The organism is Pseudomonas sp. PDM24 (genome assembly GCF_019218905.1).
Classification (GTDB): Bacteria; Pseudomonadota; Gammaproteobacteria; order Pseudomonadales; family Pseudomonadaceae; genus Aquipseudomonas.
Map to the genome: position 1 here is coordinate 223163 of NZ_JAHUWR010000002.1, position 19258 is coordinate 242420.

16 protein-coding genes are annotated in these 19258 nt (G+C 61.5%); 2 read left to right on the forward strand and 14 right to left on the reverse strand.

The annotated features are described in order from the left end of the window. Positions 1-241: 241 nt before the first annotated feature. On the forward strand, positions 242-1156 hold the full coding sequence (locus tag KW837_RS08850; protein ID WP_218395282.1) for a LysR substrate-binding domain-containing protein: 915 nt from the start codon (positions 242-244) through the stop codon (positions 1154-1156). 137 nt (positions 1157-1293) lie between these two features. Here KW837_RS08850 and madM read toward each other — a convergent pair whose 3' ends face one another. From madM to KW837_RS08905, 11 genes are all read right to left on the reverse strand, one after another. Further along, entirely contained in the window at positions 1294-2058 is a 765-nt protein-coding gene (gene madM / locus KW837_RS08855; RefSeq protein WP_192344896.1) for a malonate transporter subunit MadM, read from the reverse strand. 1 nt (position 2059) lies between these two features. Continuing rightward, on the reverse strand, positions 2060-2476 hold the full coding sequence (gene madL, locus KW837_RS08860; protein WP_007897996.1) for a malonate transporter subunit MadL: 417 nt from the start codon (positions 2474-2476) through the stop codon (positions 2060-2062). Between the two features lie 66 nt (positions 2477-2542). After that, positions 2543-3454, reverse strand: a complete 912-nt coding sequence (gene mdcH / locus KW837_RS08865) for a malonate decarboxylase subunit epsilon (protein ID WP_218395283.1) — start codon at positions 3452-3454, stop codon at positions 2543-2545. Then, positions 3451-4071: a malonate decarboxylase holo-ACP synthase gene (locus tag KW837_RS08870; protein ID WP_218395284.1), complete on the reverse strand. Its 621-nt coding sequence runs from the start codon at positions 4069-4071 to the stop codon at positions 3451-3453. The genes mdcH and KW837_RS08870 overlap by 4 nt, the downstream gene beginning before the upstream one ends. Next, positions 4065-4868 carry a biotin-independent malonate decarboxylase subunit gamma gene (mdcE, locus tag KW837_RS08875; RefSeq protein WP_218395285.1) on the reverse strand — a complete coding sequence of 268 codons (804 nt, stop codon included), beginning with the start codon at positions 4866-4868 and terminating at the stop codon, positions 4065-4067. The genes KW837_RS08870 and mdcE overlap by 7 nt, the downstream gene beginning before the upstream one ends. Beyond that, positions 4865-5716, reverse strand: a complete 852-nt coding sequence (locus tag KW837_RS08880) for a biotin-independent malonate decarboxylase subunit beta (RefSeq protein WP_218395286.1) — start codon at positions 5714-5716, stop codon at positions 4865-4867. Before KW837_RS08880 ends, mdcE begins: the two co-directional genes overlap by 4 nt. Further along, positions 5709-6008: a malonate decarboxylase subunit delta gene (locus tag KW837_RS08885; RefSeq protein ID WP_007897982.1), complete on the reverse strand. Its 300-nt coding sequence runs from the start codon at positions 6006-6008 to the stop codon at positions 5709-5711. Before KW837_RS08885 ends, KW837_RS08880 begins: the two co-directional genes overlap by 8 nt. Further along, positions 6008-6883 carry a triphosphoribosyl-dephospho-CoA synthase gene (locus KW837_RS08890; RefSeq protein WP_218395287.1) on the reverse strand — a complete coding sequence of 292 codons (876 nt, stop codon included), beginning with the start codon at positions 6881-6883 and terminating at the stop codon, positions 6008-6010. The genes KW837_RS08885 and KW837_RS08890 overlap by 1 nt, the downstream gene beginning before the upstream one ends. Next, positions 6883-8553 (reverse strand): malonate decarboxylase subunit alpha, encoded by a 1671-nt coding sequence (mdcA, locus tag KW837_RS08895; RefSeq protein WP_218395288.1) that lies wholly within the window; start codon positions 8551-8553, stop codon positions 6883-6885. Before mdcA ends, KW837_RS08890 begins: the two co-directional genes overlap by 1 nt. A 262-nt stretch (positions 8554-8815) precedes the next feature. Beyond that, positions 8816-9241 carry a hypothetical protein gene (locus tag KW837_RS08900; RefSeq protein WP_218395289.1) on the reverse strand — a complete coding sequence of 142 codons (426 nt, stop codon included), beginning with the start codon at positions 9239-9241 and terminating at the stop codon, positions 8816-8818. Beyond that, a complete protein-coding gene (locus KW837_RS08905; RefSeq protein ID WP_218395290.1) occupies positions 9204-9833 on the reverse strand; it encodes a nucleotidyltransferase domain-containing protein in 630 nt (209 codons plus the stop codon). Before KW837_RS08905 ends, KW837_RS08900 begins: the two co-directional genes overlap by 38 nt. A gap of 472 nt (positions 9834-10305) precedes the next feature. Here KW837_RS08905 and KW837_RS08910 point away from each other — a divergent pair, with 472 nt between their 5' ends. Then, entirely contained in the window at positions 10306-10683 is a 378-nt protein-coding gene (locus tag KW837_RS08910) for a DUF6124 family protein (protein WP_218395291.1), read from the forward strand. Positions 10684-10798: 115 nt separating this feature from the next. Here KW837_RS08910 and KW837_RS08915 read toward each other — a convergent pair whose 3' ends face one another. The 3 genes from KW837_RS08915 to KW837_RS08925 are packed head-to-tail and all read right to left on the reverse strand — an operon-like array spanning position 10799 to position 19236. After that, positions 10799-11254 carry a chemotaxis protein CheW gene (locus KW837_RS08915; RefSeq protein WP_218395292.1) on the reverse strand — a complete coding sequence of 152 codons (456 nt, stop codon included), beginning with the start codon at positions 11252-11254 and terminating at the stop codon, positions 10799-10801. Further along, positions 11247-17150: an Hpt domain-containing protein gene (locus tag KW837_RS08920; RefSeq protein ID WP_218395293.1), complete on the reverse strand. Its 5904-nt coding sequence runs from the start codon at positions 17148-17150 to the stop codon at positions 11247-11249. The genes KW837_RS08915 and KW837_RS08920 overlap by 8 nt, the downstream gene beginning before the upstream one ends. A gap of 37 nt (positions 17151-17187) precedes the next feature. Next, positions 17188-19236: a methyl-accepting chemotaxis protein gene (locus KW837_RS08925; protein WP_218395294.1), complete on the reverse strand. Its 2049-nt coding sequence runs from the start codon at positions 19234-19236 to the stop codon at positions 17188-17190. Positions 19237-19258 lie beyond the last annotated feature (22 nt).

Genomic DNA, 19258 nt, shown 5'->3' on the forward strand with positions numbered 1-19258 from the left:
AACACAAAGCCCCTGTAAGACCGGTGTAGAAGCTGTGTAGGTGCTGTGTAGGAGCTGTGTAGGAGCTGTGTAGGAGCTGTCGAGTGAAACGAGGCTGCGATCTTTTGATCTTGATTCTAGGCGCCCTCTGAAAGTGCCGAAGATCAAAAGATCGCAGCCTCCGGCAGCGCCTACAAAAAGCTATCGAGCCAAACCTCAGCCAATTGGGCACAATCGAACGATTCGAATAAGAGTCTGGCCCATGCTGATCGATGAAGAGTTGACCCTGAAAAAACTCGAGGTGTTCCTGGCCTTCATGCGCACCGGCAACCTGGCCCGCGCCGCTGCCGAGTTGCAAACCAGCAACGTCAGCGTGCACCGCGCCATCCACTCTCTGGAAAGCGCCCTGCGTTGCCCGCTATTCAAACACGAAGGCCGCAACCTGACCCCACTCGAAAGCGCTTATGTGCTGGAAGAACGGGCGCAGAAGCTGATTCAGGACGTGCTCGAAAGCGTGCGCCTGACCCGCGAAGCGGCCGGGTTCTCGGCTGAGCGTTTCAAGCTAGGGTCACTGTATTCGTTGACGGTGAAGACCGTGCCGCAGCTGATCATGGGCCTGAAGATTCGCCGCAGCGAACTCAATATCGACCTGATCCTGGGCTCGAATATCGACCTGTTGTACAAGCTCAAGAACATGGAAGTCGACGCGATCCTGGTGTCGCTGGACGACAGCGTCAACGACCCGGACTGCGAGCAGATTCCGCTGTTTTCCGATGACATCTTCCTCGCCACCCCGGCTGACTCGCCCTTTGCCCAACGAACAGAAGTCGATCTGGCCGAGGTGCGCAACGAGACATTCATCACCTTGACCCAAGGCTTCGCCACGCACCAGGACGGTATTCGGGTGTTCAAGCAGGCGGGGTTCGAGCCGAAGGTGGCGATGCAGGTCAACGACATCTTCACCCTGCTGAGCATGGTCAGCTCGGGGGTGGGTTATGCGTTGCTGCCGGGAAGGATTGCAGCGGTGTATGAGAACCGGGTGAAACTGATTCCATTGCAGGAAAAGTATCGGTTGCAGCAGCATATCGGGGTGGTGTTTCTGAAGGCCAAGGAGCGTGACCCGAATTTGCTGGCGTTGCTGGCGGAGTGTCGGATGTATGCCAATCGGCAAGTCTGAGACCGCGTCGCGCCCTTCGCGGGCAAGCCTCGCTCCTACAGGATTTCGGAGTGTCGCAGATTTGCGGCACGACACATAACCTGTAGGAGCGAGGCTTGCCCGCGAAGGCGTCATCACAGGCGACGCAACTCTCGACCCTACCCCACAATCCCGCGAACAATGAAGTACAGCAACGAAGGCCCAAGCAAGCACCCAAGCCCGGTGTGGAACGTCGCGGTCAACGCGCCATACGGCACCAGCCTGCGATCCGTCGCCGCCAACCCTGCGGTCACCCCACTCACCGTCCCGGCCAAGCCGCCAAACACCATCGCCGAGCGCGGGTTATCCAGCCCCATCCAGCGCGCCGCCATCGGTGTGCCGACCATCACCAGAATCGCCTTGATCAGCCCGGTGGCAATCGACAATGCCATCACGTCGGACGTGGCACCAATCGCGGCCCCGGTCACTGGTCCGACGATGTACGTCACCGCGCCTGCGCCAATGGTGGTCATGCTGATCGCATCGCGATAACCGAACACCCAGGCCATGCTCGCCCCGACAATGAACGGCAGGATCGTGCCCAGCAGCAGCGCGATGACGCCAATCATCCCGGCCTTTTTCGCTTCGGTGGCCTGCACCTCGAACGCCGTGGCGACAATGGCGAAGTCACGCAGCATCGCGCCGCCCATCAAACCAATGCCGGAAAACAGCGACAAATCCGCCAGGCCTTTTTGCCCGCCGGTCATGGTGCCGCCGACCCAGGCCAGCACCAGGCCGATGACGATGGCAATCGCCGAACCGTGAATTCGTCCGAAGGTCAGGCGTTTGGACAACACCACCGACACCCACATGATCACGCCAACGAACGCGAACGCTGTCACCAACCCGTTATGTTCCAGACCTTTCTCGATGAGATCCCACATATCAGCGACCTCCTGCCGGTGCGCCAACCGACGTTATGTCCGCCGGTTCATCGGGCAAGGGTTCACCTTTGTGGGTCCGGCTGATCAGCGCAATGGTGCAACCGCAGAGCACCACCGAACCAATCGCCGCCAACACCGCCACCGGCCCGCCGTGCAGGGCGGTAACGACGTTCTGTTGCGCGGCCATCGCCACCACCACCGGAATGTACATGGCGCCCCAAAAGCCGACGCCCATCTCGCAATCCTTGGTCATGCCGCCGCGTTTTTGCATCCACAACCGCGCGCAAATCAGCAGGATCATCGCGATCCCGACCCCGCCGACGTTGGATTTGACGCCCAGCAATGCGCCGAGCATGTCACCCATGATCACCCCTGCCAGCGTACAGATCGCCAACAGCGCCACACCGTAAATAATCATTGTTGTAGTCCTCAAAGTGCATCGTCGGAATTGTTGTTTTTGTCGTTCGCAGCCTGAGTCGGTGATCTAGGGTTGGCGGCTTCCCTCCTCACGCAACAGCGCCTGCAAGGTATCGAGCCGCGCACCGTCGAAGGCAATCACGGTGCCCTGCTCGAACACCCGGCGCGCCAGCCCGGTCAACACCGCACCGGGCGGCAGTTCGATCTGTAGACGTACGCCACGCTCGTAAGCGCTTTGTACCGTGCCGCGCCAATCCACCACGCGGCACATGTTGAAGGCCAAGTCGTCGCGTAACGCCTCGGGATTGATAACGGGCCGGGCGCGACTGCCGCTCAGGTAACCCACGGTCGGCGTTTTCAACTGCACCTTGGCGAAAGCTTCGGCCAGGGTTTTTGCCGGTGCTTCCAGCAGCGGGCAATGGGACGGCACGCTGACCGCCAGACGCTTGGCCAGACCTGCACCACAACCTTTCGCCAACTCGGCAACCGCTTTCATCGCCTCGTCGCTGCCGGCAATCACCACTTGGTTATCGGCGTTGATATTGGCCAGGTAAACCGGTGTGTCGACGCTGTGAACCTGCGCCAGCAAGCCTTCCACCGTCGCCAGATCCAGACCGATGATCGCGGTCATGCCGTAGCCCTGAGGATAAGCCTGCTGCATCAGTTCACCGCGCAGGCTGACCAGATGCAACGCATCGCAGAAGCTCAAGGCGCCGGCGACCACCGCCGCCGGATAGGCGCCGATGGACAGTCCGGCCACGTAATCCGCGCTCAATGACAACTGACGTGAAGCGGCGACTCCGGCAATCAGCAGGCATAACTGAACCGCCCTCGTCGACTGCAACGCCTCGGCAGAATCGAGCAACAAAACATCTTCACCCAGCACCTCGCTCGCCTCGATCAGCGTTTCCCGAGGCAAACGATGAAGCATGCCCGGTTGCTGCGCGCCCTGGCCGGGGAACACCAGCAAACTGCTCACGCTGCTTGCTCCTGCGGGTTCCAGGGATCGGTGACCAGGCAGGCGACCTGAGCGTTTTTGAGCAGCACACGTTGCGACGGGCCGGCCCATTCACGCAAGGCCACAGCGCCGTAAGGTGTCTGCAATTGCATGTCCACCAGACACTCAGCGGCGCCGAGAAGCGTCACCAACTCTCGCGCTTGAAGCCGGCCCAGCAGTTGCGGTGTACGCAGGATCAAGTCCAGATCGCTGCGCTCATGCAACGCCGCAAAACCACTGGCCAATTCAAACCCGGCACTGCCGCTGACACCCCACACCCAACCGCAGGCGTCGAGCATTGGTCGCAATTGCGCCAGCGCTCGCAGGGCCGGCAGGTCCCGAGTCGTCTCGACATGACACAGCTCTTCCGGCCTTACCCGACGTGAAATCGCCGTGATCGCCATCGACGTTGGATAACGCTGCTCACGCAAGCGTCCGCGCACGCCGACCGCGATTTGATCCGGCGCAGTCATCGCACGCCGAACCACCACCGGCTGACCCGCGCTGATCGACTCGATCACCCACGCAGGCGCATCCGCAGGCAGCTGCTCCGGGGTCATCCCCCACAGCAGGTCGTGGGCCAGAAGCGTGCTCACCACTGCGCTCTCAGCAGTTGGCGAACCTTGCTCGACGCGGCGCGATTGTTCGCACCCAAGCGGCCGCTCAAATCGCGACGACCTGCCCCGACATCTTCAATCGCCTGAACCAGACACTCGTTCACCCGCGCCAGATCTGCCGTGGTCGGCTGCTCGATCTGATCCACCGACAGGGTTTCCCAAAGCAAACCCAGGCTGGCAAAGCTGTCGATGTCATAGGCCATCGGCGGCACGCTGGCGGCCAAGGCTTCAAGCTCTTCGACACTGCGCAACGTCACCCGCGCAGCCGACGCCTTGCCCATCGCATGCACCATCACGCCCGGATCGCGCAATGCGATCAGTCGGTTGGCCTGATAGCCATGAGCGAGAAAGGCGCCAGACATCGCCTTGCCCACCAGTAAACCGATCACCGCATGCCCGGCCAGTCGGGCGCGGGCATAACTGTCCGCAGCACCGGCCAAGGCTTGATGAATGCCGAGGGCTTCTTCGCGTCGACCGTAAGCCTGGCTCGGCACATCGACGATGGCGATCAGGGCGCGTTTTTGAGGTTTGTCGTTATCCGCGGCAATGACGTCATCCACCGCTTTGGCCAGGCCCCAGCCTTCCAGCAAACCGACCTCGCCATTGCGGGCGCGGACGAAACGGTTGTCGGGATCGGCCACCACTGCGATAAACCGCACGGGTAGATCGCCCAATAAACCATCGGCGACTTTCAACGACGCCGGCAAATCCGCGACCGGTTTCGCGCCGGCACTCAAGGCGTTGAACCAGTTCAAGCCTCTCAGGGAATACGAACTCATGAGCGCTCTCCTTGATACAGATCGCGAACCGTCGCCGGCTCGATTTGTGGTTCAGCATCCAGACGCGCCAGCCGTTGCAGAAACCATTCGGCCTGGCGGCTGCGTTGCTGCGCCGGCAAACCCTGCTGGAGCAACTCGCTAACCTGCTGCTGAATCTGCGCCACGTCGTCAGCCACGTAGCGATCCACCAACCCACTGGCGAAACGTTGCTCGCCGCCGGTCAGGCTCCAGATAAACGGGCGATCGCGGGAGTCGTATTCCTCAAGTCCGGCTTCCTGCTCAATCACTTGGGGGCCGTTGAGGCCAAGGCGCGCTTCCTGAGTCACCAGCAAATAACTGCATAACCCGGCGGCAATCGACATGCCGCCAAAACAGCCGACGCTGCCGGCGACCACGCCGACTATCGGTTGGTACTGGCGCAAATCGACAATCGCCGCATGAATATCGGCAATCGCCGCCAACCCGAGATTGGCCTCCTGCAAACGCACGCCACCGGTTTCCAGCAGCAACACGGCGCCAGTAGGAATGCCTTTGCGGTTGTCCTCGGCGGCCAGTTCCAGCGCGCCGGCAATTTTCGCCCCACCGACTTCACCGAGGCTGCCGCCCTGAAACGCGCCTTCGATGGCAGCGATCACCACCGGCAAACCGCCGAGGCTGCCCTTGGCGATCACCACGCCGTCATCGGCTTGCGGCACCACGCCCTGGCGTGACAGCCATGGCGACATGACGCGCTGAAACGGGTCGAGCAGCTCACGAAAGGTCCCGGCGTCGAGCAACGCTCTTGCCCGTTGCCGGGCGCCGAGTTCGACGAAGCTATGTTTGCTGAGAAGCGCTGCGCTGTCAGTCATGGCTGATCTCCTCGAAGCCTTGTTCCAGGCGCAAACGCACCACGCCGGGAGTGGCGCCGAAATCGTGGATATCGATCGCCATCGCGGGCGGTGTCTGGCCGTCGAACATCCGCGCGAACAGATGCTGCCAGCGTTGTTCGCTGCCGTTGACCGAGGTCTGCACCTGGATCGTCAGCTTGCCGGCCAGCCCCGGTTCGATCAGCACTTCCAGATCGCCCGAGCCGACGCAGCCCACCAGCGCCCTACCCCGAGGCGGCTGCCCGGCGGGGAATTCAAAGGATAAGGTTTCCATCAAAACGCTCCCTGGAAGACGCCGTCGCCCGAGTCGATACGGTCGATAAACAGGCAGGCTGCGAGCAAGTCCGCAGCGCCGCCGGGCGAGGCATTCAACGCGATTAGTTGTTGGTCCAGCTCATACAAACGGCGGCGACCGGCCAGGCTCGCACTGCCGCCGGCGTCGAGCACGGCTTGGGCACCGAGTTGCATGGTCTGCAGGCCGGTTTCGCCTGCGCGGTAGAGCACGCAGGTATCGGCCAGTGTCGTCATGATCGCCAGCAAGGCATCGAGCCGGGCGTTCTGTTCGCCATGGCCGGCGGCGCGGCTGAGTTTGAGTTGCGGCAGTGCGCGTTGAATCACTGCAGGGAAACCAAGCTGTGCTTCTTCGCGTGCGCCACGAGCACCGTAACGCTGGGCCACTTGAGCGCCATGGCTTAGAGGACGCGGGGCGTAGCGGTCGTCGAGCAAGGCTAGACGTGCAGCGCGCAACGTGATGCCGCTGGCGGTACTGGATTCAGGTTCCAGCGCAGCGGCGGCTACCAACAGCCCCAACGCCCAGATCGCCCCACGATGAGTATTCACGCCGTCGGTGGTGGCGAGCATCGTTTGTTCACCGTCGCGGCCAATCCGCCCAAGGGCTTCGCGCAGGGGTAAACCGACTTCGCCAAATTCGCTGGCCGCGTCCGCCATTGCCTTGAACGCCGGCCACAACGACAGCGCCGAGGCGTGCATCAGGCTCAGGTGTAAATCGGTGTGCGCACCATTGCCGCGACGATCCACCAGCGCCGGTTTCGGCGACAGATCGGCTTCGTCGATCAGCGCGTCCACCGCCAGATCCGCCAGCCGCTCAGTCAGGGTTAAAGGTTTCGGTTGCAGGTTGAATGCGTGCATTACCAGCTCCTGAACTTGGCGGGCGGGTTGTAGAGACCACCGGACCACTCCACCAGATCGGCCACGCTTTTCGCTGCGAGCAGCTCGCGGGTGGCGTCGGTGCGGCGGATGCCGAGGTCTTCGGGCAAAGCGATCAGGCCTTCGCGGCGCATGCGCGCGGTGTCTTTCGGGTTGTGGCGCAGGCCGATGGCGGTCACCCCGGCGACGGCCGCGATCATCGCCTGACGCTCTTCGAGGGAACGGGCCTTGTACAAATAGGCGATGCCTTCTTCGGTCAGCAAGTGGGTGACGTCGTCGCCGTAAATCATAATCGGCGCCAGCGGCATGCCGCTTTTCTTCGCCACGTCCACCGCGTCGAGGGTTTCAACGAAGGTCGGCTTGCCGCCCTCCTGGAAGGTCTCGACCATTTGCACCACGAGTTTTTTACCGCGCTCCAGCAATGCTTCGGGCGCATCGTCGTGACGCATATCGAGCCATGCCGGCGTGCCATGGCGGCGACCGCGCGGGTCGTGGCCCATGTTCGGCGCACCACCGAAACCGGCCAGGCGACCGCGCGTCACAGTGGAGGAATGGCCGTCGCCGTCGACTTGCAGGGTTGCGCCGATGAACAGGTCCACCGCGTATTGCCCGGCCAGTTGGCAGAACATCCGGTTGGAGCGTAGTGAACCGTCGCGGCCGGTGAAGAACACATCGGGCCGGGCAGCGATGTAGTTTTCCATGCCCAGCTCGGTGCCGAAACAATGCACGCTTTCGACCCAGCCGCTTTCGATGGCAGGGATCAAGGTTGGGTGAGGATTGAGGGTCCAGTTGCGGCAGATCTTGCCCTTGAGGCCGAGGGATTCACCGTAGGTCGGCAGGATCAGTTCGATGGCCGCGGTGTTGAAACCGATGCCGTGGTTCAGGGATTGGACGTTGTGTTTTTCATAGATCCCGCGGATCGCCATCATCGCCATCAGCACATGTACAGGCTTGATGTGCCGTGGGTCGCGGGTGAACAGCGGTTCGATGTAGAACGGTTTGTCGGCCACTACGACGAAATCGACCCAGGACGCGGGGATGTCCACGCGAGGCAAGTCGCTGACGTCGTCCACCAATTGGTTGACCTGGACGATGACGATGCCGTCGCTGAACGCCGCCGGTTCGATCAACGCGGGAGTATCTTCGGTGCTCGGGCCGGTGTAGATGTTGCCGGCGCGGTCGGCCATGAAACCGGCCGAGAGCACGACGTTGGGAATCAGGTCGACCACCAGCCGCGCATAGAGCTCGATGTAGGTGTGGATCGCACCGATTTCCAGCAGGCCGTCTTCGAGCAACTGACTGATGCGCAGGCTTTGGGTGCCGGCAAAAGAGAAGTCGAGCTTGCGGGCGATACCACGCTCGAACAGGTCCAGGTGCTCGGAACGCCCGACGCTGGGCATGATCATGTGCAAGTCATGCAGCTTGCCCGGATCAGCCTTGGCCAGGGAGCGGGAAAGGAAATCCGCCTGCTTCTGGTTATTGCCCTCCAGCACCACACGGTCGCCGGGCAAAATCAACGCCTCCAGCGCCGCAACGATCTTGTCGGTGGGCAACACCACACCGTCGGCAAGCCCCTTCACCAATTCGAGGCGCCGCTGCTTTTCGCTGCGCCGCCGCGTCCATCGCGAGTCGGGGGATATTGTTGTTGTCATGACCACTCCACGGGTTCGCTGTCGTGGGGGTCACCTTAGGAGCGTTGGGTGGGGGGCATCAATCAAGCGGAGTGTTGGACTGTTACGGTCAGGTTAATGATCGACAGAAGATCTCTGTTGCCAATACCGACCTCATCGCGGGCAAGCCCGCTCCCACAGTGTCCGTGTCGTGCTCAAATCCTGAGCCACCCACAATACCTGTGGGAGCGGGCTTGCCCGCGAAGGGGCCAGAACAATCCCCGCAGTTTTCAATGACGGGGCATTACACTCCGGTCATCTGCTGCTGCACACGAATCTGCAGCTGCGCGGTGCTTTCCAACAACTGCGCCAACAACGCCGGATCTTCATCCATATAGCCTTCGTACTCCGCCAGGTTTCGTCGCTCATGACACAGGGCGAATAGCCGAACCTGTACTTTGCCAACATCAGCGGTATGAACCAGGCACTGAAACACCAGGTATCGCTTGTCTGAACGGTAGCCGCACAAGCGAAGAGCCGTCAGTGCAAGGGCATGGGCAGCGTTATAAGCCAGGTCGAAACGACTCGCGAAGGAAAGCGAAGACGTTTGCGCGTCTTTCAATCGGTCCACAGCCGAACGCATCAGCCCTTCGCATTCCTTGCGATCCGGCGGCTCAGCTTTCAGTCCACCGCTACGTAACAGGTTTTCCAGGTTCTCGTTGCTGCCCATCCTTGGACTCCAAAGGGTTTCCCCCCATCAGATTGATCTTGTCCTGCTGCGCTACCCGCACGACAAAACTATTTTCAGCCACCAGTTTGGCGGCCCAGTCGTCGGGGGTGTAGAGCGTCGGGTTGAGGACGCGGCCCAACTGCTCTTCCATCGGCATGAGCCGCTCCATCACTTCACTGTAGTGCAGGCCCTCGCCGATCAGCATGAGATCAATGTCACTGGATGCGTTTGCCTGATCCTTGGCGATAGAACCGTACACAAATGCCCAAGTGATCTGTTCGGCAAAGGGTTGGAGCGCCTGACGCAGAGGCTCGGCAATGCCAAAGGTTTTGCGGGCGATGCCCAGCAGTTCGGCATAGATCGGGCAGTCGGGATTGGCTTGATAGTGGGTCTGGTTGCCCTGACGGGTCAGGGTCAGCACGCCTGCCCGCTGCAACCGATCCAGCTCGCGCATGAGGCTGCCTTTACCCACTTGAGCCCAGCGGGCGATCTCGTTGGCGTAAAAGCTTTGGTCGGGTTTACCAAATAGCAGGCCAAGCACTTTTTGCTGGGTGGTGGTGAACAAGGCTTCGCTCAATGACAGGTTTTTCACGGCAACGACCGATAAGTCCCAAAAAAGGAACGATAGGTCCCTTTTTGGGAATCTTCAACCTGATGCAGAAACCTTTGTGGCGAGGGGCTTGTTGGAAGGTCCGACAGCCTGGGGTTTTGTGTTTAAAAGTTTGTCCGCAGGAGCGGTGTGAGGCTACGCAGTCTGGCGTCGCTGCCTACAGCAATGCCGGAACCCGCTGACTGGTGCGGTTTTGCGTTGATCTTTATCGTTTGTGTGTCGCTGCCAATCCAGCGACCGGGATTGGAAACCCCGACGAGTAAACGGCGTGAAAGCGCCACTCATGACGTATGCTTGCGCACCTTTAAAGTGTGCACTCCGTTATGGCGGCTGTGCGCGGGAGACCTTCGGGTCAACCGGGTTGCCGTTTCCCGGGTTTCCAGCCTGCGTACAGCTGCCACCCCTTCGTTCGGAAACCGAAAGGGCCAGCTCCAAACCTAAGCGGAGATTCACTATGTTCAAAGCTACTCCCAATCCCCCGGAAACCGACGTCGATTCCCAAGCATCCCTCGATGCAGAAAAGATGAAGGAAGCCGCTGACCGCGCCTTCTCCCACTACTTCCCCCCACTCCACGAAAAACCGGCCAAACGCCGTAAGTCCCAGCTCTTCACCGTCGCCCCCGATATCGACACCGAAGCCCTTCTGGCCAATGCCTCCGAAGACCTGCTGTCCATCAGCGCCATTGCTGCCGATCTGGCGGACGATGTGGAAGGCTCACGCCGCTCTGTAGCCTTGGCGCTCAGCCGTTTGGCCGATGGCGTGCAGTTGTTGGTGGAGCGGGTGCTGGATCATCATGAGTCGTTGCAGATGAAGGCTCGGGCCAGGGTTTAACAGTGGGGTCTTTGGCAAGTTGAAGGCCGCCTTCGCGGGCAAGCCTCGCTCCTACACGGTTTTGTGCACGCCGCAGATCCAATGTAGGAGCGAGGCTTGCCCGCGAAGGGGCCAGTCAGACCAACCCAGCACTCACAAGCAGTTCCTCCAACGCCAACAAATCCGGCACCTTGGCCACTTGCTCCCCCACCTGCACCGCCGCCTGTTCCAGCGAACACAACGGCACATCCACATAGCTCAACTGGCTATCCAGCTTGTAAGACCGCGGAATCCCCTGCACCAGCAGCGCAATGAACTTCAGCTCAGGCCGCCCGCCGAGGGCGTTGAGGATAACGATCCGTGCTCGCTCACCGATCACCACTTTGTTGCCACACGCCGACTCAAAACTAAGCAACGGAATCTGCCGATCCCGCCACTTCACCAACCCCAGATACCAAGGCGGTGTGTCGAGGTCGAAGGTGCCGGGTTGGTAATCAATGAGTTCGGCGACAGCAACGTTGGGCAGGATCAGGTTGCGGTCGGCCAAGGGCAGCAGCAAACCTGTGAGGTTGCTGGAACGATGTTCATACATGGGTTTTGCTCCACCGGGCGATGCTGTCGAGCAGCACCGATTCCTGGTACGGCTTGCCGAGGTAGTCGTTGACGCCGATGGCCATGGCGCGGTCGCGGTGTTTCTGGCCGGTACGGGAGGTGATCATGATGATCGGCAGATGCCGCAAGCGTTCGTCCGCGCGCACCTGGGTCGCCACTTCGAAGCCGTCCATGCGCGGCATTTCGATGTCCAGCAGCATCAGGTCGGGCATGTGTTCTTCGAGCAGCAACATGGCGTCGACACCGTCCTTGGCGATCAGCACGTTCATGCCGTGGCGCTCCAGCAAACGGCTGGTGACCTTGCGCACGGTGACCGAATCGTCGACCACCAGCACCAGCAACGGCCGTTGCGATTCGGGCTCTACGTCTTGAGTCACAGGCCGCTTCGGCACCTGTGCTTGCATCGCACGGATCGGCGCCAGCAAGTCGAGAATCAGCACCACCCGGCCATCGCCCAGAATCGTCGCCCCGGACAAACCCTGCACCGCGGCGAACTGCGGGCCAAGGCTTTTGACCACGATTTCCCGGGTGCCGGCCATGGCATCCACTTGCACCGCGACGTGCCGCTCGTTGCACTGCACCAGCAACACCGGCAACGGCAGGCTCTGGCCCAGCAGTTTGGGGCGGGTGCTGGTTTTCAGCAGTTCACCGAGATAGCACAACTCGTAACGTTGCCCGGCGTATTCGTAGGTCGGCGGATCCAGCCGGTAATGCCCTTCGAGTTCGTTGGGCAATACACGCACGATGCCGTCGATGGTGTTCAGCGGGATCGCGTATTGATCCTCCCCGCATTGCACCATCAGCGCGCGGTTGACCGACACGGTGAACGGCAGGCGAATCCGGAAATGCACGCCCTGCCCTGGCACCGAGTCGATGGTCATGCCGCCGCCGAGCTGCCGGACTTCTTCGTGAACCACATCCATGCCGACGCCACGCCCAGAGATCTGGGTGATTTTCTCGGCGGTGGAGAACCCCGGTTGCAGGATGAATTGCAGCACGTCGCGGTCGCTGATGTCGCTGTCCGGGTCGAGCAACCCGCGCTTGATCGCCTTGCGCCGCACGGCGTCCAAAGGCACGCCGGCACCGTCGTCGCGGATGTCGAAAATGATGTCGCCGCCCTCTCGTGACAAATCCAGAGTGATCTTGCCTTGGGCCGGTTTACCCGCCGCGATACGCACCTCGGCCGATTCCAGCCCATGGTCGACGGCATTGCGCAGCATGTGTTCCAGCGGCGCAGCCATGCGTTCGAGGACGTTGCGGTCCATCTCGCCTTCGGCGTTGCCAACGATGAAGTCCACGTCCTTGCCCAGTTCGCTGGCGACCTGACGAACGATGCGTTTCAAACGCGGCAGCATCCGCTCGAACGGCACCATGCGCGTACGCATCAGGCCTTCCTGCAATTCGGTGTTGATGCGGCCCTGCTGTTGCAGCAGGTTTTCCGCGTCGTGATTGCGCCGCTCGAGGGTTTCCTTGAGGTCGAGCAGGTCGGAGGCAGACTCGAACAGCGCCCTGGACAACTGTTGCAGCTGCGAGTGGCGGTCCATCTCCAATGGGTCGAATTCTTCGTACCCCAGGCGTTCGGCGTCGACTTGCTGACGGCTGAGGATCCGCCCCTGGGTTTCGGTATCGAGGCGGCGCAACTGGTCGCGCATGCGTTCGATGGTGGTTTCCATCTCGCTCAGGGCCACCCGTGCGTCGTTGACCTGTTGTTCGATGCGCCCGCGAAAGATTGAAGTTTCCCCGGCCAGGTTGACCAGGTCGTCGAGCAACTCCGCCGAAACCTTGACCGTATCGGTGCCTTCCGGTTGCAGCGCGGTTGGCTCGGCCTTAGGCGCTACGGGCAACGTCACGGGTGCCGATGTTTCGGGCACTGCCGGATGGCTGAAATTCTTGATCGCATCGATCAGCCGATCGGCCGGCGGCAATGGCTGACCGGCGCGTGTGGCGTCGAGCATCTGCGCCAGTCGGTCATGGCTGCGTTGCAACAGCGAGAACAGCTCGGCAGTAGGTTGCAGCACGCCCGCCGACAAGCCTTCGTAGAGGAATTCCAGCTCATGGGCCAGGTCACCAATCGGCGCAATCTCCACCATCCGCGCGCCACCCTTGAGGGTGTGCAAGTCGCGCAGCAGGGTTTCCATTTCCTGGCGATTCGACGGCTCGGCCTGCCAGCGCAACAGCGCCGCGCCGGAGTTTTCAATGATGTCGAAACCTTCCTCGAGGAAGATCTCCAGAAGCTCGGAATCATGGCCCGCCGAGTCATGGCTGACCGCTGGTTCGATCGTCTCGGCGCTGCCGGCATTGCCCTGGCGAAACTCACGAATGGCCGCGATCAACTCACCCGGATCACCCAACGGACGGTTGTGCTGCAACTGATCAAGGAACAGGGCCAGTCGGTCATGGCTCTGTTGCAGCAATTGCGCCAATACTTCGCTGTGGCTGTAACGGCGGTCCACCAGGCCTTCGTAAAGGTTTTCCAGTTCATGGGCCAGATCGCCGACCGGCTCGACCTCGGCCATCCGCGCACCACCCTTGAGGGTATGCAAATCGCGCTGCAAGGACGACAGCGGCGCGCCGTTGTCCGGGGCACTCAGCCAGCGTTGCAAGGCCTGGCCGGCGCTTTCGAGGATATCCACCGCCTCTTCAAGGAAGATCGAAACGATTTCGTCGTCCAGCTCCACCTGCGTCGCGCTCTGCTCCAGCTCGGCGGTGGCGCTGCCCAGTTCGCGGATGCTCAGGGTGCGACTGCCGTCACTGCGGATCAGGCCCATGGACGAGGGATCGAGACTCTCATCGAGCAAGTCGCGCAAGGCACGCACCCGCTTCGGTTGCGCAGTGACTTCCTGGCCTGCGGCCAGTTCGTCGAGCATGTTGATCAGCGCTTCATGGGCACTTTGCGCCTCATGAAAAAACCGGTCGCTGACCGCCAGGCTGCTTTCTTCCACAGCGCCATACAGGTCGAGCAAAGCTTCGCAGAGTTCATCCACCGGATGCAGATCGGCCAGGTGCGCGCCTTCGCCGAGGGTGGTCAGTTCGTCCAGCAGCGCGCTGAGTTCCTGCCGTTCGCCGGGATGTTGCTGCCAGCGCTGCAACAGGCTTTCGGCGTCCAGCAGGATGTCCATGCCCTGGGCGAGGAAGTTGTTGATCAGTTGCGGATCGCGCTTGATGCGTAGCTTGGTATTGGGCGTGCTCAACAGGCTTTGCAGACGCTCGGCCAGCACTGCGTGGGTGCGCTCGATCAGCGAGCGGGCGTCGGGGATTTCAGCCAGCGGGTCGCTCTTGAGTTGTCGCAACCCAAGGCGGAACAGCCCTTCGGCTTCCAGCAGCAATTCAACTTCGTCCAGGTCGAGGGCAATCCGATGCGCCTTGTACTCCCGGGCCAGTTCATCCAGCGACGCCGCCAGCTCGGCAATCGGCAGCACGCCGGCCATCGAGGCGCTGCCCTTGAGCGTGTGCAACGCCCGCTGCAACTCGTCGCTGGCCTGAAGCGGTACGTGCTCGGCGGCTTGGTCGAGGAAGCGATTGAGGCTGCTCAAATGGGTTTCGGCTTCGTTGCGGAAGATCTCCAGCAACAGTGGATCGAGCGCCGCGACATCCTGCACGTCCTCATCGGACACCGGCTTATCACCCTTAGCGAGGGCATGGGCGCGAGCGGCCAATTGATCGACATCGTTGCGTTGGCGCTGGGCGTTGGCGGCGAACTCGGCCACCAGTTCCGGCAGCAGCTTCAGCGCATCGCCCACCAGTTGTTGCACCGCAGGCCCAGGTGCAACGCTGTGCTCAAGCACGCGATTGAGCAGGTTTTCCACCGCCCAGGCCAACTCACCCAGCACCAGCGCGCGGACCATTCGGCCACTGCCTTTGAGGGTGTGGAAGGCGCGGCGTAGTTCACTCAAGGCCGATGTGCTGTCGGGGTTGGCCGACCAGCGCGGCAGATACTCCTCAAGGATTTCCAGCACCTCGTCCGTCTCTTCGAGGAAGACGTCCCGCAGCTCATCGTCCACCGGCTCTTCACCGGCGGGCGGCGGCAACAGGCTACCCGGTGTGGTCAGGGCAGGTGGATTAACGGACGACACCGGGCTGGCCAATACATCGGCCAGAGACTGAACGGTTTCGGGGTCGTCCAGTTCCTGCATGTCCTGCATAACCAGCGCTTCACTGGGGCTGAGCATATCCTTGAGCATCGGCACCTGCTGTTCAATGGGGAAGAAGCCAAGCGAGGCCAGGCCTTTTTCCGCGACATCGAGCAGGTGTTCTCCCGGTGCTTCTGGGTCGTCGCTGAGGCGCTCCAGGTAATATTCGATGCTGGTGATGACGTCGGCCAGGCTGTCCAGTTGCTGCCAGCCGGGCTGGCCCGGGTCCACCAGCAGATGCTCGCGGATGAAGCCGTTGCAGGTCTCGACCAGGCTTGCCGCGCGGGCCAACGGAATCATCGCCAACGCACCGCGCACCTGGGTCAGCAACGCCGGCAAGGGTTGCAAATGCTGGCGGTCCCAGTCGGCGTCGATGTAGTCGACGATCATGTCCTTGGCCTGTTGCAGGCAAATGCGCGCTTCCTTGATCACGATCTGGTGGATCTGCGTCAGATCGGTGGTCGGCAGTCGGCTGTCTTCCTGGCTTTGCGGCTCCACGGTACCGACCATGCCGGCCAGGGTCGCTTCGACGTAAAGCAAGGCCCCGGCGACGTCCATGAGGGTCGCGTCGTTGGGTTCACGCTGGCCCTGAGCGAGGCTCAGCACCACCGCCAGTTGATCGATGATGACCTTGCGCGGCTGGCCGAAACCGAGCACCGCCAAGGTGTCGGCGATTTGCCGCAGGGGCGCCAGCAGGCTTTCGAGGTCTGAGGTGTGCTGACGGTCGCTGCGCACGAACAAGTCCAGGCGCTCCTTGACCCGCACCAGCTCTTCGCACAGCGCCGACAATACCGAACGCATGGCGTCGCGGTCAGGGCCGGCCAGCCTTGCCCGTTCTTCATCGACCATCGCGCCGTCGGGTAGCGCATCGTCAAGCGAGTAGCGATCTTTCATGGTCAGCATCTGCCCGGTGGGGTGTTCGGCCTTGGCAATATAGAACAACAAACTCTTGAGCAGCTGCGGCGGTGCCGGTTGATTGATTCCAGGCATGCCTTGTTCGAGCAGACGCTTGAGCTCTTTATCGGCATCCTTGAACAGACTGCGCAACGCCGGGCTGTTGGCGATCGAGCCATTACGCATGCCTTCGACCAGCGCCGAAGCGACTTGCCATAACGGGCTCAGGGGCGCGTTGTCGCACAGCGCTTCGAGGCGCGCAAACACCCGGGCCAGATAACCGAAGTGGGTTTCGTCATCCTGCTCGCGCAACAAACCGACCAGGGCCATCTGCAACATCTGCCGCAATTTGCGCAGCACATTCGGCAAGTCGGACGGTTCCAGCAGCGCCAAGGCCTCTGGGCCCAGAGGTAGCAGCTCCGGCAGTTGCGGGCTGAACAGGCTGGTTTCCGATAACAGGCTTTCGCCACGGGCGCTGCGCAAATCGTTGATCAACGGCAACACGACTAAAGGCAAATCACGACGGGCGCCTTGCACCCGGTCGAGGTAAGTCGGCAATTGCCCCAGGGCGTGCAATAACAAGTGGATCGCCTCGTCGCGATGGCTGACGCGGTTCTGCTGCAAGGCGCTGGTCAACTGCTCAATCTCTTCGGCAAGCAAGGCCGCGCCGTAGAACTCGACCATCTGCAAGCTACCGTGAACCTGATGGACACAGGCCAGACACTCACTCAGGGCGTGCGTCGCCTGTGGATCGTCGATCAGGGTTTCGATCGCCTGATGAGCCTGTTTCAGCGTTTCGGCAATCTCGCCTTTGACCCACTCAAGGGCCACATAGTCGTGCCGATCACCCATAACCACTCCAATAAAGATGCATCCGCCCAGAGGCGGTTCAAGCGTTGTCCGCAGACTTGGCCGGCAAGGTGAAACCGGACACCGAACGTCGCAGCTGGCTGGCCATTTTCGCCAGGTTGCCAATGCTCTCGGCGGTGGCGGTGGAGCCGGACGAGGTCTGCGTGGTGATCTGCTGGATCACGTTCATCGTCAGGGAAATCTGGCCGGCCGACGAAGTCTGTTGCTGCGCGGCGTTGGAAATACTCTGGATCAATGCCGCAAGGGTCTTCGATACACCTTCGATTTCTTCCAGGGCCACCCCGGCATCCTGCGCCAGACGCGCGCCGCGCACCACTTCCGTGGTGGTCTGCTCCATGGAAATCACCGCTTCGTTGGTGTCGGCCTGAATCGCCCGCACCAGCGTTTCGATCTGCCGGGTCGCCGCGGACGAACGCTCGGCCAGACGCTGGACTTCGTCGGCCACCACCGCAAAACCGCGCCCGGCGTCACCGGCCATGGAGGCCTGAATCGCCGCGTTGAGGGCGAGGATGTTGGTCTGATCGGCAATGTCATCGATCAGGCTGACAATGTCGCCGATTTCCTGAGAAGACTCACCCAGCCGTTTGATGCGCTTGGCGGTGTCCTGAATCTGCTCGCGAATATTGTCCATGCCATGAATGGTGTTGTGCACCACTTCGTTACCCTTGTTGGCGATTTCCACCGAGCGTTCGGCCACCGCTGAGGATTCGGCGGCGTTGGCCGAGACCTGATCGATGGACTGGGCCATGTCGTTGATGGCCGTGGAGGCTTCGGAAATCTGCTGCGCCTGATGCTCCGAGGCCTGGGCCAAGTGCATGGCAGTGGCCTGGGTTTCCTGCACGGCGGCGGCGACCTGGCCGGCGGTGAGGTTGATGGTCGCCACCAGATCGCGCAGTTGGTCGACGGAATAGTTGATCGAATCAGCGATGGTCCCGGTGAAGTCTTCGGTCACCGAGGCGGTCACGGTCAGGTCGCCGTCGGCGAGGTCTTCGATTTCGTCCAGCAAACGCATGATCGCGTTCTGGTTGCGCTCATTCTTCTCGGCGGTTTCACGCAGTTGACGGTTGGTTTCGCGCACCATCACCAGGCCGATGAGGATGATCGACATCAGCGCCAGCAAGCCCAGTACATAACCCCCGATAGTGCCGGTATTGCGCCCGCCGGCGAGGTTTTCGAAACGGCTGGCCAGTTGCGAAGCCTCATCGAGCAGGGTTTGCGACAGGGTAAAAATGTTGGTGGCCGATTCGCGGACCTTGAGCAGCTCCGGCGAGGTTTCGAGGATTTCGTCCACCGAACCCGATACGAATTCGAACAGTTCGGAAATCTCGGTCAGCCGGGCGCGCGCATCGCGGTCTTCGACCTGGCTGATTTTCAGCGCCGCGTTGCCTTGAAGCATGCCGTTGAGCACCAGGCCGAAACGCGCCGCGTCGCGACCGAAAGCGTCGGCCGCCTGCTGCGAATTTTCATCACCGGACAGCACGGTATTCACCGCACCAAGAATCCGCTCGGCCAGCAGCGACTGACGCTGGGCCATCGCCACTTGAGTGGCCGGGGCGCCACGTTGCAGGAGGGTTTCGACGACCTTTTCATACTCGACCTGCAACTGCGGCACGGTTTCGGCCAGCGTTGCGGCGACTTGATGCAAGGACAACACGGTCTGTTCGCTGGAGAGGATGGCGTCGGTGTTTTTCAGCAGACGCTCCCAATCCAGCTGCACGGCGCGCATTTCCGGGCGCACGGTGGACGGTGCCGGCGGCAGGCCGGTGGAAGGATCGCCTTTCTTCAGGTAACCCCAACGCTGGGCGAAGTCATTGCGTGCATCGCTGAGCAACTTGAACGCCGCGGCCTTGCCGGCGGCGGCTTCGGTGGCGTTCTTGGCGATGCGTTGGGACAACACGCGCAGCTCACCGGCGTGGCCGATGTACTGTTTATCGTAATTCGCCTGGGTGTTGAGGTACGCGAAGTTGGCGAACAGCAGCATGATGAAGACGATCAACGCGATGAACAGCGCAATGATCTGCGACCGACTGCGCGACCCTTCTGGCTTGCCTGTTTTTGCTTTTATCATCGGTTCTCGCCTGTCCTGCTCA